The sequence below is a fragment of the Pelagibacterium lacus genome (assembly GCF_003345525.1).
GTDB classification, from domain to species: domain Bacteria; phylum Pseudomonadota; class Alphaproteobacteria; order Rhizobiales; family Devosiaceae; genus Pelagibacterium; species Pelagibacterium lacus.
Genome location: NZ_QQNH01000040.1, coordinates 1 through 14515 on the forward strand (window position 1 = coordinate 1; position 14515 = coordinate 14515).

Consider the following 14515-nt stretch of genomic DNA (forward strand, 5'->3'; position numbering starts at 1 on the left):
TCTTCCACCAGGCTCAGCAGGGCCAAAACAACTCCAGGAGTCTACGTCACGCTGGATAAAAGTTGGGGGCAACGTCAACCCGAGCAGTTGATGATCGATGCGACGCACCTAAAGGCGCACCGGACCGCAGCCAGCTTGCTCAAAAAGGGGCTGTTCCCAGACGTATCGGACGCACCAAAGGCGGTCTGAACTCGAAGCTCCATGCCGTATGCGACGGCCAAGGCAGACCGCTGATCATGCTGCTCAGCGAAGGACAGATGAGCGATTACAAAGGCGCTGCCCTGATGCTAGACGCTTTGCCCCGCGCCAAAATCCTGCTCGGTGACCGAGGCTACGACGCCGACTGGTTCCGCAAGGCGCTTGCGAAGCGGGACATCGCCGCCTGCATCCCGTCAAAGAAGAACCGAAAGATTCCGATCCCACACGATGCCGTGCTCTATCGCCAGCGCCACAAAATCGAGAACATGTTCGGTAGGCTCAAGGACTGGCGGCGCATCCACACTCGCTACGACCGATGCGCCCACACCTTCTTGTCCGCAATCTGCATCGCCGCAACCTGCATCTTCTGGATCAATCAATGAGTCCTGAGCCTAGATGCGCAGCACGCCAGCATCCATGACAACCCGTCCGTCAACCGAAATCGTGGGATCATGCATGATGAAGTCGTAGTGACACGGTGCCGTGACCGTCCCGCCCAGTGTTATCGAGGTCCCTATGCCGATATGACATGTCGAAGCAACACCTTCATCTTCGAGCATCAGGCCGATAAGCCGGCAATGGGGATTCATTCCTATGCCGATCTCAGCGATGTTGTAGACATTTGGATTATCAAATGCTTCCCATTGCTCGCGCACCACGCGCGCCGCATGTCCACCCGTGATCGAAGTTACTTTGCCACGTTCGACGTTCACGCAAACCGGTTCGTCGAGCACACCTATTCCCAAGTATGGAATGCTCGCGTCGCAAATGATCACGCCTTCCGCCGTCACAGGGGAAACTGGTGACTCGATATCTGGCACCGGGTGGAACTCGCCACGCCTAACGATGCCCGTCTTGGCATGGGGGGTGCCCAGACGGCCACGAATGTCGAGAGACAGATCCGTCCCCGCCGCCGTCGTTACCGCGACGGTCTCGCCTTCGTCCCAGATCCGCGCCATCTCGCGGACCCGTGGTTCGATGGCGGCGAAGTCTGCGTCTATACCGCCGCCCATCATCATTTCGGCCGACCATTGCGTCAATGCCACCACGCGCGTTCCCCCCGCGCAGGCCTCTCGAACGGCCTCGGTATGGGTGAGGGAAACACTGACTGGGGTAAAGACTACATCGGCCGCCCGCATCGCCGCAGCCACCGGTGCCGGCACGGCTCCCGAGTCGCTCTTTGCCACATCGGTCGTCATGATCTGGACGTTTGCTCCTGCGACGGCAAGAGCGGATGCAAGCGCTTGAGCGAGAGCTGGATCTTGCCGCATGTCGGTGACGACCAGCGCGTATTCGCCGGGCTGAACGTTGGCACAAACATCGACCAGCTTCTTCGCGCCTCGCGCCATCAGCGGCAGCTTTTCAACAGCCATCTGCAATAAACTCCTTCAAATGTGTACCCGATGCCGGTCATTCAGCATGCCCCGAATCCGCCACCACCGGGCGTTGCGAGCGTCAGGCAGTCGCCGGGCTGGATCAGGCTAATCTCGCGAGGATCAAACACTTCACCGTTCAGCAGAACCTGCCCGGGCGCTCCCGGCTCGCCGCCATCGAGGCCTTCGGCAGGCATCGCAAGTCGATTGGCCATGAACGAGACCGTGACAGGTGCGTCGGCCAAAATTTGGAGTTCGAGTACCTGCCCGTCTCCGCCCCGCGACGCCCCCGCTCCGCCCGTCCCGCGCCTAATCTCGCGACGCAGAACCCGGACAGGTGCCTGAGTTTCGAGCACCTCAATGGGGGTGTTGCCCAGATTGCTGGGAAAGCTAATTGCGGGATAGCCATCGGCAGTCGCCGAAGCACCCTGGCCGCCGTTGAGAAAGAAAAGGCAAGCAAACGGTTCGCCGTGGTTGGTGCCCGTCAAATGACATGACCACAAAGGCGACCCCGGTGGTGCCTGAACGCGGTCAGGAATGGTGGCAGAGAGCGCCCCAAAAACGGCGGGTGGTAGTAGGTGCCCTGTCATGGCGCGGGCACCAACCGGAGCAGGGAAGCGCGGGTTAAGTATCGACCCTTCCGGCGCCTTGACGGTGATCGGACGGAAACTCCCCTCGTTATTTGGCACCGAAGGCGACAGGATGCACTTCAATGCATAACATGTGTAAGCGAAAGTGTAGGTCGGCACCACGTTAATCGCACGCGCCAATTGTTCGGAGCTTCCTGTATAATCGACTGTAATCGTATCGCCGGAAATCTCGACGCGGCAGTTGACGACTACGGGGTCTCCGAAGCCGTCGACCTCCATTTTGTAGGAGTGGACGCCGTCCGGGAGAGCCGCAATGTCTGCGCGCATGGCCTGTTCTGCCCTGCTTTGGATTTCGTAACCGAACGAGGCCAGGTCCACATCGACCGTCGCCAGCAGTTCTCGCAACCTTTTCTCGAGCATCTTGTTGGCTGAAAGCTGCGCGAAAAGATCGCCGAGCACCTGCTTGGAAATGCGGACATTTGCCTCGAGTATCTCGAACACCGCCTGATCACGTTCGCCCGCGTGCATCAGCCTGAGCGGGGGGATTCGCAATCCCTCCTCATAAAGTTCGCGAATTCCTGGCGAGCGGATTCGTCCGCCGATATCGGGCGAGTGTGCAACGGTGCCCGAAAACGCCACCAGTTCCCCCTTGTGAAAGATCGGCACGATGATGTTGATGTCCGGCAGGTGCCCCGTGCCCATCCAGGGGTCGTTGGTGATGAAGACATCTCCGTCCTTCATTGTCTGTCTGGGAAATTTCGCCAGAATGTGTCGCGCTGTTGCCGGAAGGGTGCAGATGAAGGATGGAATGCTTTGTGTCGACTGGGCAAGCAACCGCCCCTCCGCATCGAGCAGCACCACCGCATAATCGTGGCACTCACGGACAATGTGAGAAAAGGAGGTTCTTACAAGTGTCGTCGCCGCCTCATCGACCATGCTGATCATGCGCGTCCAGAGGATTTCGAGGCTAATGGGATCTAGGGTGCTACTGGTCATGACGACAACTCCACAAGAATGCTATAGTCGTCTCGGACAGAGACTGATGCGGGTACAGGGACGACCAACGTCGATTCCGCCTCTTCGATCACCAGCGGCGCTTGCAGATGAACGCCAGGCAACAAGCGTGCGCGCTCGTATACCCCGCATTCGACGAAGTCCTTCAAAATGGGCTGGTAGAGCTTACGTCGGCGCACCGGTGAGTCGTCGGCGTCGACGTTTTGGCGATCGGCCCGAACAAACCGCCGCTCGACCAAATGTTCGTGCACCACGAGACGCCAAGCGATCGCCTCGGGCGTTCCGTCCGGGACTTTTTGGCCGAACAGCTTTTCGTATTCCACCTCGAACTGGGTGATGAGCGGTTGGGCGAACCCGCTGCCGAGCGAGCCGAACGGCACACTTACGCTGACCGTGTTACCTTGCCCCCGATACCTCATCTCGACATCGACTTCGTAGTTGACGGTGTCGATGTTGGCGCCAGCACCCTGGAGTTCGGTTCTTGCGTCATGCGCCAATTTTTGAAGGTCGGCGATGAGGCCATCCCAATCGAGCGATTCAATTGCATCCGTCTGAGTCAGTGTCCGGTCTATGCGCACAGGCGCGGCCAAGAAGCCGAGGCACGAACCCGCCCCCGCCGCCGATGCGCAGAGCACGCGCCTGATGCCCAGTTTCCGAGCAATCTCCACAGCATGAACCGGACCCGCTCCCCCCGTTGCCACCAATGTAAAGTCGCGTGGGTCGTGGCCCTTTTCGGCGATGTGGATGCGCGCTGCGCCTGCCATGTTCTCGTTGACGATATTGTGAATACCGAATGCAACATCGTTGGCAGTAAGACCTAGTCTGGTGCCGATATCTTCCAGAGCCCTACCTGTCGCATCGAGGTCCAGGCGCATAGTGCCGCCCAAGAAATGCTCAGCGTCCAGATAACCCAGCCACAAGTCCGCATCGGTCACGGTCGCCTGTGTTCCGCCCAGTCCGTAACAAACGGGGCCGGGAACCGAGCCTGCGCTTTCCGGTCCTACATTGAGTAGGCCTAGATTGCTGACCGAGGCGAGACTGCCGCCCCCGGCCCCAATTTCGATGAGTTCGATGCTCGTAATGAGCAAGGGAAGGCCGCTACCTTTCTTGAACCGGTGCACGCGTCCCGCTTCAAAGGTACGCGTTGTGCTCGGCTTGCCATTCTGAACCAACCCTGCTTTCGCCGTCGTTCCGCCCATATCGAATGCAAGGATGTTGTCTTCACCAGCGGCCAAGCCTGTGTTGAGAGCGCTGATCACACCGCCGGCCGGTCCCGATTCAAGCAGCGCGATCGGTGTTTCCGCCGCAGCTTGACTTGAAGTAAAGCCACCGCTCGACAACATGATCCGCAAAGGGGCGCCGATCTTGAGATCGTCGAGGCGCCGTTCGAGCTCGGAAAGATAAGTGGAAACTAGCGGCTTAACGTAGGCATTGGCCGCAGTGGTCGATGCCCTTTCGTACTCCCGCATCTCACGGGCAACCGCGGAGGACAAACTTATCATCAGGTCCGGGCGCTCGCGCTTCAAAAACGCTCCAATTTGTCGTTCATGGGTATCGTTACGATATGAATGGAGGAGACACACGGCTACCGAGGCGGCTCCGCTAGCGTCGATACACTCCAGCAACCGGTCGAGCTCGCCATCATCGATTTCATGAAGAATCTCGCCTTCGACAGAAATTCGCTCCGTAATGTCGAACCGTCGTTCCTCGGGGATCAAGGGCGGCGGCAGGCGAAAAGTGAGGTCGTATAGATCGTATCGCAGCTCACGACGAATATCGAAAACATCCTTGAAGCCTTTCGTGAGAATGGCCGCTGTCGGCGATCCTTTACGCTCGATCAGGGCGTTGGTAACCAGTGTCGTGCCATGCACCACTTCCTCGACGGTCGTGCTGGATTGCTGGGCAACCTGGTTGAGCAACTGGTCGATGACAATGCTGACTGCCTCGCCCGGATCGTCCGGCGTGGTAAGGCTTTTGGCAACCCAGATCAGGTTAGTTTCCTGCTCCGACGCGATCCCGTCCGTGAATGTGCCGCCAATATCGACGGCGATCCGTATACTACCCACTTTGTAACCTGTTCGATTGGTCCCGCGCTGACGGCAGGAGGAAAACCAGTAAATGTTTCGGAGGGGCGATACAGCTCACAGGGAGCTGTATCGCCAAGGCGCTACTGGGTCAGCCCAGGATGATTAACTTCGCGGTAGTATCGCTCCGCCCCGGCGTGCAGTTCGACCGGCATGCCGTTCAGGGCATTGTCGGTCGTCATCGAGGCAGCAATGCTATGGTAGGCGGCAAGCCGCTCCGGGTGCTCGTTGAGGACACGGGTGACATCGAAGATGACGTCTTCATCCAAATCCTTGTGAGCGACCAGAACGACGGAGACGCCTATGCTGGGGACCGCTTCGTCCTGTCCGGTGTAGCTGCCGGCCGGGATCGGTGTTGGTGCATAGAAGGGATACTCTTCCTGAAGCGTCGAGGTGATGTCCGGATCGTCAATCGGGATAAAGCGCGCCTGATGGGCATTGGCATAGGCTTCCACCGCCGCACCTCCGGGAGGGAAGAGCATGAAGGCGGCGTCGATGCGACCGTCTCCCAAAGCCGATGCCTGCTGATCATGGGTCAGAAGATCGAGTGACACCGAATCCTTAAGACCGTACGCATCGAGCAATATGTCGGTCATGAAAGAAGTGCCGCTGCCTGCGGGCCCGGGCGAAACGCGACGCCCCTCAAGATCAGCCATGGTTTCTATGTCGCTGTTGGCCGGAACGATCAGATGCATCATCTGCGTATAGATCATCATTACGCCGCGCAGATCTTCATATGCGCCTTCATCTTCGAAGTCTGCCAGGCCCTGACGCGCATAGTAGGCGACATCGGCCATGGCCAGGCCCATGCTGGTTCCACCCGAGCCGACAAGACGGGCATTTTCCGCCGACCCACCCGTTGACTCCGCGGAAAAGGAGACCCCTTCGACTTCCTGGCTCAGCACTTCGGCCATGCCGGTACCAAGCGGAAAAAATACACCGCCAGAACTTGCGGTTCCTATCGTCATGCGCTGCTGAGCGGCAGCACCGCTAACACTGACTACCGTCAGTCCAGCGCTGAGCATGGCGATGCCCAGCAATTTTGATAGTCTATTCACTTTCATCATTTTTCTCCCTTTGATGAAGCAATTACTTTTCCTTCAGAAGTAGACCTCCCGTCTCGCAAATGGAGTGGACACCTGCCGCTTTCTTGATGAGCCAAATCGTGGACTGGTTTGATGTAACTACCGGTTTCTCGAGCGCCGCCTCTAGGCGGTCGATCTGATCCAAGGTGCGGAAATTTGTGCAACTGATGAACACGGCGTCGCCCTTTCGAGCCTTTTCCGCGTTTGCAAGGACCCTCTCGCGCATCACCTCGGAAGGCACACGCGCAATTTCCCCGCTTTGGCGGAGATTGAACGTGATCAGGTCGATCACTTCAAAGCCGCTGGCATTGAGAAAATCGATCTCCGCCTGATTAACTTCGTCGACGTAGGGGGTGACCAAACTTATACGCTTTGCGCCCACCGCACGAAGCCCCTCGACAATGGCGGTGGTCGTGGTGATCGCCGGAAGCCCGCTGGCAGCACTTATGCGGCGGGCGATATCCTGATCCCACCCGATCCCGTTAATGAAACTCGCGCTGGTACAGCCGAAAGCGATCAGCTGTGGCTCGACCATGGCTATGCAGCGCGCTGCCGATTCGACGTTGGTCGTCATCTCAAGCAGAGATTCACGCGTGACTGCGGGAGTGGAGCGAGGCACCCGCGTGGTGTGAAGGCTTACGCTATCGGGCAGATAGCGCGGGAATTCGACCTCCATTACCACGTTGGGGGGCGGCGCCATTAGCCCGATGCGGATATCGGGAACCGCGCTTTGCAAATCGGAAACGGTAGAGCTCACGTTTGAACCTCCTTGTTGGCCGGACGACGGCGGTAGGCGCGAATGGCAAAGCCAAACGAGATCGCAAGGCCTGCCAGATCGGTCCAGAGATCGGGCGAAATGAACAGAAGTGACGTGATGACGAGGATCACACGCTCGATGACCGACATTCGGTCGAACAGCCACCCTTGCAGACCGGCCGCTAGGAGCGTAATCCCGATGGTCGCCGAGAACAGGGCCATCACCAGCATGAGCGGCTGGGCGTCGATCAATAACAGATCGGGCGCGTAGATGAAAAGGAAGGGCACGAGGAAGGCTACGAAGCCCATCTTGAAGGCCTCTACGCCGACCTTGTTCGCCGAGGCACCCGCGATCCCCGCAGCAGCGAAAGCGGCGACCGCGACCGGTGGCGTGATATTGGAAATTACCCCGAAATAGAAGACGAACATGTGCGCGCCGAGCGGATCCACCCCGAGTTCGACGAGTGCCGGCGCGGCGAGCGCCGCTAAAATGATATAGGCTGCGGTCGCAGGCACGCCCATGCCGAGAATGATCGACGAAATCATGGTCAGCACCAGCAGAATCGGTAGATTGCCACTCGCCAAGCCGATCATCAGCGACGATAGGCGCAAGCCCAGCCCCGTGAGCATCAGAACGCCGACGATAATCCCGGCGGCGGTGCAGGCCGCGGTGATCGGCAACATGGCGATCGCCGCGCTCCGAAGCGCCTCAACGACGTTCCCCACCCGGCGCAACTCGCCACTGATCAACCCGAGGACGATGACCGACCCAATCGACCAAAACGCCGCGTAGACCGCCGAGTACTGAACCACGAAAATGAGGTAAATCAGCACCACCAGCGGAATTGCTCTATAGGCGGTAGTCACAATAATGCGCCAAGGCACAAGGTCTTCCCGCCTCAATCCGCTCAACCCTTGCGCGCGCGCCGCGAAGTGAACCTGCATAAGGATCGAAAAGAAGTACAAGAGAGCGGGCAGAAGCGCGGCCAAGGCGACCGTGGAATAAGGAATGCCCAGCAATTCGGCCATGACGAAAGCACCGGCACCCATCAGGGGTGGCAGTATCATGCCTCCGGTCGAGGCCGCGGCCTCAATCCCCCCAGCCTGTTCGGGTTTGTAGCCATAATTGCTCATCAGAGGAATGGTGAAGACGCCGGTCGTCGCTACGTTGCCTGCGGCGCTACCCGAGATCGACCCCATTAGCGCGCTGGCTACGACCGCCATCTTGGCCGGACCGCCTGCTGATCGCCCCGCCAGGCAATTCCCGATGTCCATAAACCATTTGCCGCATCCGGTGACGCTCAGGAACGCCCCGAAGATCACGAAAATGCTGATCAAGGTCGCCGCCACACCGAGAGCGGTGCCGAAAATGCCGTCGGAGGTCAGAATGAGATAACTGCTGATCCGGGTCGTGGAATAACCAGCATGGCCGAATGCACCGGGGATATAGTTTCCGAAATAGGCATAAAGAATGAACAGCGCGGCTATGATGAACAGAGGCCACCCGACCACACGGCGTGTGAACTCCATGACCGCGAGAACTATCAGAACCGCGGCGAACGTTTCTTCGGGACGAAAAATTCCGAAGCGCGACACCATCTGATTGTAGCGTGAAAGCAGAAAAACCAGAGATCCGATGGCGATCGCTATGATCACAGCATCGATCACACGCAACAACGGCACCTTTCCATCGGAGATGGGAAAGATCAGAAAACCAAGGATCATCATCAGGCCGAGATGAATACCGTATTGGTGGAAGCTCGGGATGAGGGCGAGTCCGTTCGCGTAGAACTGGAACAACGAGAAGATTACAGCAGTACCTGTGGCTATGAGAGCGAAGAAACGGGGCCGCCCCAGTGGCCGGACGATATCAGCGTCGTCGATCTTGGTCATTTTTCCTCCAGCGGGGCGATCCAACAAGTGGGTTAAGCTGTTCGACCGGAATTATGCCGCCTGGGCATGGATGACATCGGCTTCAGGAAGGAGCCAACGTCCATCCCTGAGCACGACCTCACCATCAAGGGTGAGAGTCGGTCTCCACATCAGGGCGTCGAAATGAGTCAGGGTTTTCACTTCCCCACCCAGTAGAACACTGGTGCCGATACCTATGTGGGCAGTGCCATAGACACCCTCGTCATGCAGCATGACCCCTTCCATGGGACATTGGGGATTAAGGCCGAAGGATATCTGAGCGATATTGTATACTTCGGGCGCGTTCTGGCTGCGCAAAAGCGTTTCGAGTTGCGTTGCCTGACTGCCACCATCGATGTTTTGGACTCGCCCGCCGCGCACCTCAAAACGGATGGGTTGCTTGAGCAGACCGATCTCATAATAAGGCACGCTGGCGTCGGCTACGATCACGCCCTCGGACGATCCGATAACAGGGGACGAACTAGTTTCAATGTTGGGAACGGTGGTAAAGTCGCCGGACTGCCTTACAATCCCGCAGTGCGGATTAGACGGGCGCCCCTTAACACTGAGGCGCAGATCGGTGCCGCCAGGGGCGACCAAATGAACCTGATCGGCAGAAGCCAGCAGTTCGCCGACTCGGCGGCAGAGTGGCTCGATAGCCTCAAAATCGGCATATAATCCACCCCGCACAAGCATCTCGGGATTGTACTGAGTCAGCATGATTGCCCGAGCCCCGGCGCCCAAGGCGTTTTTGGTCGCCAGTGTGTGCGTGATGGACTGACGGACGGGGGTGAAGATGACGTCGGCCTTAGCCATGGCAGCAGCAATGGGTTCCGAAGGCTCCTCGCCATCGATAGAACGAGGCGGCATCGTCAGCAGGTTAACGTTCTCGGTGACCTCCAGACTCGCCATTGCCACTGCTTTGGCGACGTCGAACGTGGCAAAGTCTGTGACAATGACAACTTGTTCGCCCGCCTTGACGTTGGCGCACATGTTCACGAGCCGACGCGCTCCGCGCATCATCAACAGATCTTTCATTCAACTGTCCTCATTTTTCTAGATTTGTATTCATTGATGCAAAATATTCGCCATAGAGCGATCGAGCATTTTGCAGATGCGTGCGGATTTCCTTTCCGGCGACGTCACCATCTCCGCTTCGGATAGCAGCCATCAGCGACATGTGCTCTCGCACGATCTCCGATGCGCGGTGCTGCTTGTGATCGACCAGGTGGCGGTAACGCTCAAAGCTTACCATCACCTGCTCGAGCATTCGGGCGGTAAGTGGATCATCCGCCAGTACGCTTAGCTCGCGGTGAAAGTCGCGCCCCAACTGCAACAACAAGCTGAGTCCGGCTTGGGCATCGATGGCCTTCATGTGATCGACGATCTGTTCGAGCCGGTCGAGTACGATTTCGCCCTCTCTGTAGCGCTCGGCTACGTACCGCACTAAAAGGCTTTCCAACGCCTCCCTGAGCATTGACAGACGCCACATCTCCTTGGCCGACATTGGGGCTATGCGCAGTCCTCGACCGGGGGAGCGAACAAGAACGCCTGCCACCTCTAGCCGGCGTACCGCCTCACGAAGCGGCGTGCGGCTCACCCCCAAGATATCTGCGAGTTGCGTTTCCGTCACTCGCTCGCCTGGGGCAAATTTGCCATCAGCAATGCTGCCGAAAAGCTGATTGAATGCCCAATCAGCAGCACTTGTCTTGTTGTTCAGGTGTTCGAACCTGTCGATCATATTCATTCCCATCTGTATACAAAAACACAAGGATTTATGCATGTCAAGCGGACGGTGTACAATATTTCAGTGGCCGTCGCATTGGCCTTTCTCGAGCCCTTTGGCGTACAAGAGCTGAGGACGCGCCCGCTCTTCTTACAATCCTTCCGTAACAAAGCCGGCTTGCTCACCTCGCCGAAGAGTACTTGCCAAGGCAACGCCACCCCATCGGTCAAGATGTGGATGGCGCCGGCAGCCAGTATCACCGAGCTACAGCGAGATCAGCTAGAGGTTGCAGAACATTCGCCGCATCGGCTAATAACCGCCTCGGCCATCATGGCGACCATCGCGGATGCTCGTGCCTACAAGTCCGGCCGGTAGCCGAGATCGGCCTGGTCCCACGCCCAAACGGGAAAGGCGCCAGGTCTATCTGGCCGCTTCACGAACGCGGCAATCCTTGTCTGCGCAAGCTGCTATTGCTAGGCGCTATGGTCGCGATCCGATACTCGAAGAGTAAGCTCGGCCTCGCAGACTGAATCAACGGGCCTTCCAGCTCGACGGCCAGCGCGTAAGGTGCACAGGTGTGCGTTCTTTAAAATGCTTCGTACTATGTCATTGTGCTGTGTATTGCGTTGTTGTGCGTTGATATGGTTCAGTGCAGAAATCAGTCAAAAATGATGGATTGAGGTCCTGGCATGTCGAAGCGATTCATTCTTAGCGACGAAAATCTGATCGATGGAGCGCGATCGATCGCCGCCGACATGCAACTCCCGCACGGGCGACGGCTCAAGCTCGCTAAAGTCGTGGACAATCACCTGGTCTGGTTTGAAAAGGCGCGGGCGCGCGGTCTGGAGTGGTCCGATATAGTCGACCTGCTCTACAAGGCCGGGGTGGCCAGGAGTGATGGTCGTCCTCTTTCCAGAGGGCACGTTTCGTCACTGGTTTGGCGAAAGCAGCAAGCGAAGCCCAGTCACGAAATCCCGTCTGTACCGGCGGACAGGAGGCCCGTCGCGACTGGGAGAATGATCAATGTTCCTGACGATTTGAACGATGAAACAGGGGCGCCATCGGAAAATCGCATAACCCAAGAGCATTCGCCGGAAGAACGCCCCCAGCAGTCCAAGCGCACGGGATCAGTTTCCAGCAGCAAGGCGAAGGCGTCGAAGTCGTCCAAAGAACACTCCGACCGCAACGAGATCGTGGCGTTCATGCGCAGGGCAGCGCAGCTTCGTCGGGATGAATAGCATAGCGCGGTGAACAGAACGCGGCGCCGCACCGACGGAACGTCGTTTTTATGAACTGGCGAGAGTTCGCTGCCGGGCGTGGTGTGCCCCGCCCGGCGTGCGGGCGGGACTTCGATCGGGTTTTCAGTCGCTGTTGCGACGGTTCGGACGGGACCAGATGAGGCTGTGCCCTTTCCCGTCTTCATCCTGGAAGAGGTTGGCGTAGATCGGATGGGAAAAGCTGGGGTCGTCGAGCTTGAGGCCCAGATATTCACGGCCCTCGTTTGATTTCTTGGCCCATGCTGCCCCGATCTCGGCTCTACCGACAAACACGCGGTGCGTGGGGGCGTTTGCACCTGTGGCACGGTCGTCAGGCGCTATGCGAACGTTCTTGGCCTGGACGCTGAGGGTCATGATTTCGCCGGTGTATTCGTTGGCGGTGGTCTTTTTGAAGTTACCGATGGTGGCCATTGTCTTTCTCCTTGAACTTTTGAGCTTCGAGCCCGCCCCGTGCGGCCTCGATGGCGATCGGCGGGCCCAGGACGATCGACGGCGCACCCGAAGGGGAAACGGCAAAGGCGAGATTTTCTTGTTGCGCGCGGAATGACGGCGCAGCCGGCAGGGGAAGAAAATTTCGACGCCGCCGTTGCAAAGGCGATCGAGGCGCCAGCCGGTCCTGGGCCAGATCAAGCCATTGGAGAGGCCTCACGGGGCGGGCTTTGACACGGAAGGTCAAGGGGATTGTGGCGGCCATTGATATCGAAAGGTTCCGATATGAACGACGACGGCATCATCCCCCTACCCTATCCTTCGGTTCAACGTCGTCGTGCGAACGTACCGCCACGGCATGCAGCTCCGCTCGTTCGTTGCGTTCGCCGAAGCCCTGAGCGGGACATCTGGGCAAGGCGTCGCGGGCCCGCTTTCAGAAAACGCCGTTTCGATTATTGCCGCGGGCCATAGCCATCATGGTGACCGGCGTTCGGGTGAAAAATTTGGTCTCTGCCGTGGTATTGCGCGCATGCATTATTATAGCGTGCAAACCTATTGACCTCGACACCTGCAACGAGGCGGGGCTGAACATCGTCACGTAAGGGTTCAGCATGACCTTCGCGCGCCGGTCGCGGTCAACCGGCAGCGTCTGGCGTAAGCTCCACCTCCCAAGACCAGGCAGAGCTCACCTCCCTTTCCGGGAAATTATCCGTGTGTCTGGTAAACTCGGCACGGTGATGACACCCAGAGGGCGCTTACGCGCCACCCCGTTTCCGGAAATCATGGATTTTGATGCCGAGCTTGCGGGCCTTGTCGGCGAAATTGTCCTGTATGCCCGTTCCGGGGAACACGATAACGCCGATCGGCAACACGTCGAGCATGACGTCGTTGCGCTTGAATGGTGCGGAGCGTCCATGCCGGGTCCAATCGGGTGCAAACCCAATCTGGGTGACTTTTCGGTTCTCGGCCCATTTTGCGGCAATGAACTCGGCACCCTTGGGGGATTTCCCGTGCATCAACACCATATCGGGGTATTTGGCGCGGACCTTGTCCAGCACATTCCAGACGAGGTGATGGTCGTTGAAGTCGAGGCCCCCGGAAAATGCAATCTTTGGACCCGATGGCAACATGACCTCCGATTTTGCTTTTTGTCTGGCCGCGAGGAAGTCGCGACTGTCGATCAGTGCTGAGGTCAGGTGACGGTGATTGACCCGTGATCCAGCGCGTGGGCGCCAGGCAGAACCGGTTTGGTGCTCGTAATGCTCGGCCGCGAGGTCGCGCATCAGTTCGAACGCGTCCCGGCGTTCGATCAAGGTTTGCCCTTCAGCGGTCAGGCGCTCGAGTTCGCTCGCCTTGACTTCGGTGCCGTCCTGCTGGCTTGCGATCCGACGCTGGCCCTGCTCATTGTCGTTGAGTTGGCGCTCGATGCGCAGGACGGACCGATGGAAGAGATTGACCATGGACCAGAGCAGGTCGTCAAGATCGGGTTCAAGGCGGGTCTCGGCGAGCGTTCCGGAAAGAACGTCGAATATCTCGGTTATGGCGCCGGCAACGTCGTTGCCATCGGGGAGTGGCCGTGGATCGGGCTCGTCCTGGAATGGACGCCAGCCATAGAGTTGAAGTTCGGTCAGAACGTGACCGGTCGAGGATGAGACGTGATGTGGTTCGTGCTCGGTCATGGAAATGTTCCCGTCATCTGGACCGCGACCCTCGCGGCCTTCATGGCGGCGAAAGCCCACGGGCGAGACGGGACGGCACCCGGAGCGTCAAGCGCAGGGCCGAAGCGCAAGCGGAGGATGGCAGAGGCCGGCTATTTTGCCTCGCGATGGAAAGGCGCCGCATCGGATCTCGTATTGTCGCCGGAAGTTTCGCGCCGCCGGAAAATAGCCGGCCGGCGCCATTGCCGGACCGGCTCGCTTGTGGGCGTGCTCGCCCTCTCGAAGGCCGGGTCGCGGCCCTAAGGACGGGCCGCTCCATGCGACGGAGACGCATCGATGTCAACGGCGGGGTAAAAGTCGGCCATTGGGCGGCGCAAAACCAGGCCACTTGATGTTGGGGGTATCGAGCGCCGG

Annotated in this window: 12 protein-coding genes and 1 pseudogene; 2 read left to right on the plus strand and 11 right to left on the minus strand. The window is 58.6% G+C overall.

The annotated features are described in order from the left end of the window. Positions 1 to 581: pseudogene (locus DVH29_RS15280) on the plus strand (IS5 family transposase); the annotation flags it as partial. Positions 582 to 590: 9 nt separating this feature from the next. On the opposite strand, the gene DVH29_RS15285 reads toward DVH29_RS15280, so the two are convergent. From DVH29_RS15285 to DVH29_RS15320, 8 genes are all read right to left on the minus strand, one after another. Then, positions 591 to 1571, minus strand: coding sequence for an aminopeptidase (locus DVH29_RS15285; protein WP_114647054.1), 981 nt, complete (start codon positions 1569 to 1571; stop codon positions 591 to 593). A gap of 41 nt (positions 1572 to 1612) precedes the next feature. Further along, a complete protein-coding gene (locus tag DVH29_RS15290) occupies positions 1613 to 3157 on the minus strand; it encodes a hydantoinase B/oxoprolinase family protein (protein WP_114647055.1) in 1545 nt (514 codons plus the stop codon). Next, positions 3154 to 5241, minus strand: a complete 2088-nt coding sequence (locus DVH29_RS15295; RefSeq protein ID WP_114647056.1) for a hydantoinase/oxoprolinase family protein — start codon at positions 5239 to 5241, stop codon at positions 3154 to 3156. The genes DVH29_RS15290 and DVH29_RS15295 overlap by 4 nt, the downstream gene beginning before the upstream one ends. Positions 5242 to 5342: 101 nt before the next feature. Further along, positions 5343 to 6326 carry a TAXI family TRAP transporter solute-binding subunit gene (locus DVH29_RS15300; RefSeq protein WP_114647057.1) on the minus strand — a complete coding sequence of 328 codons (984 nt, stop codon included), beginning with the start codon at positions 6324 to 6326 and terminating at the stop codon, positions 5343 to 5345. A gap of 22 nt (positions 6327 to 6348) precedes the next feature. Beyond that, positions 6349 to 7101 carry a maleate cis-trans isomerase family protein gene (locus tag DVH29_RS15305; RefSeq protein WP_147276134.1) on the minus strand — a complete coding sequence of 251 codons (753 nt, stop codon included), beginning with the start codon at positions 7099 to 7101 and terminating at the stop codon, positions 6349 to 6351. After that, positions 7098 to 8993 carry a TRAP transporter permease gene (locus DVH29_RS15310; protein ID WP_114647059.1) on the minus strand — a complete coding sequence of 632 codons (1896 nt, stop codon included), beginning with the start codon at positions 8991 to 8993 and terminating at the stop codon, positions 7098 to 7100. The genes DVH29_RS15305 and DVH29_RS15310 overlap by 4 nt, the downstream gene beginning before the upstream one ends. A 51-nt stretch (positions 8994 to 9044) precedes the next feature. Further along, a complete protein-coding gene (locus DVH29_RS15315; RefSeq protein ID WP_114647060.1) occupies positions 9045 to 10049 on the minus strand; it encodes an aminopeptidase in 1005 nt (334 codons plus the stop codon). A 10-nt stretch (positions 10050 to 10059) separates the two neighbouring features. Continuing rightward, positions 10060 to 10752 carry a GntR family transcriptional regulator gene (locus DVH29_RS15320; protein WP_158541703.1) on the minus strand — a complete coding sequence of 231 codons (693 nt, stop codon included), beginning with the start codon at positions 10750 to 10752 and terminating at the stop codon, positions 10060 to 10062. A 674-nt stretch (positions 10753 to 11426) separates the two neighbouring features. Between DVH29_RS15320 and DVH29_RS15330 the strand changes: the two genes are divergently transcribed. Next, positions 11427 to 11975 (plus strand): hypothetical protein, encoded by a 549-nt coding sequence (locus DVH29_RS15330; protein ID WP_114647063.1) that lies wholly within the window; start codon positions 11427 to 11429, stop codon positions 11973 to 11975. Between the two features lie 123 nt (positions 11976 to 12098). Here the strand turns inward: DVH29_RS15330 and DVH29_RS15335 are convergent, their stop codons facing one another. The 3 genes from DVH29_RS15335 to DVH29_RS15340 all read right to left on the minus strand — a co-directional run bounded on the left by DVH29_RS15335 (position 12099) and on the right by DVH29_RS15340 (position 14122). Beyond that, positions 12099 to 12425 (minus strand): DUF736 domain-containing protein, encoded by a 327-nt coding sequence (locus DVH29_RS15335; protein WP_114647064.1) that lies wholly within the window; start codon positions 12423 to 12425, stop codon positions 12099 to 12101. Beyond that, positions 12409 to 12708, minus strand: coding sequence for a hypothetical protein (locus DVH29_RS16275; RefSeq protein ID WP_147276135.1), 300 nt, complete (start codon positions 12706 to 12708; stop codon positions 12409 to 12411). The genes DVH29_RS15335 and DVH29_RS16275 overlap by 17 nt, the downstream gene beginning before the upstream one ends. 490 nt (positions 12709 to 13198) lie before the next feature. Then, on the minus strand, positions 13199 to 14122 hold the full coding sequence (locus DVH29_RS15340) for a DUF2493 domain-containing protein (protein ID WP_114647065.1): 924 nt from the start codon (positions 14120 to 14122) through the stop codon (positions 13199 to 13201). Positions 14123 to 14515 lie beyond the last annotated feature (393 nt).

Excerpts from the sequence above, each read along its gene's own strand:
- DVH29_RS15285 (WP_114647054.1), bottom strand. The coding sequence starts at position 1,571 with ATGGCTGTTGAAAAGCTGCCGCTGATGGCGCGAGGCGCGAAGAAGCTG.
- DVH29_RS15290 (WP_114647055.1), bottom strand. The coding sequence starts at position 3,157 with ATGACCAGTAGCACCCTAGATCCCATTAGCCTCGAAATCCTCTGGACG.
- DVH29_RS15300 (WP_114647057.1), bottom strand. The coding sequence starts at position 6,326 with ATGATGAAAGTGAATAGACTATCAAAATTGCTGGGCATCGCCATGCTC.
- DVH29_RS15310 (WP_114647059.1), bottom strand. The coding sequence starts at position 8,993 with ATGACCAAGATCGACGACGCTGATATCGTCCGGCCACTGGGGCGGCCC.
- DVH29_RS15315 (WP_114647060.1), bottom strand. The coding sequence starts at position 10,049 with ATGAAAGATCTGTTGATGATGCGCGGAGCGCGTCGGCTCGTGAACATG.
- DVH29_RS15320 (WP_158541703.1), bottom strand. The coding sequence starts at position 10,752 with ATGATCGACAGGTTCGAACACCTGAACAACAAGACAAGTGCTGCTGAT.
- DVH29_RS15330 (WP_114647063.1), top strand. The coding sequence starts at position 11,427 with ATGTCGAAGCGATTCATTCTTAGCGACGAAAATCTGATCGATGGAGCG.
- DVH29_RS15335 (WP_114647064.1), bottom strand. The coding sequence starts at position 12,425 with ATGGCCACCATCGGTAACTTCAAAAAGACCACCGCCAACGAATACACC.
- DVH29_RS16275 (WP_147276135.1), bottom strand. The coding sequence starts at position 12,708 with ATGGCCGCCACAATCCCCTTGACCTTCCGTGTCAAAGCCCGCCCCGTG.
- DVH29_RS15340 (WP_114647065.1), bottom strand. The coding sequence starts at position 14,122 with ATGACCGAGCACGAACCACATCACGTCTCATCCTCGACCGGTCACGTT.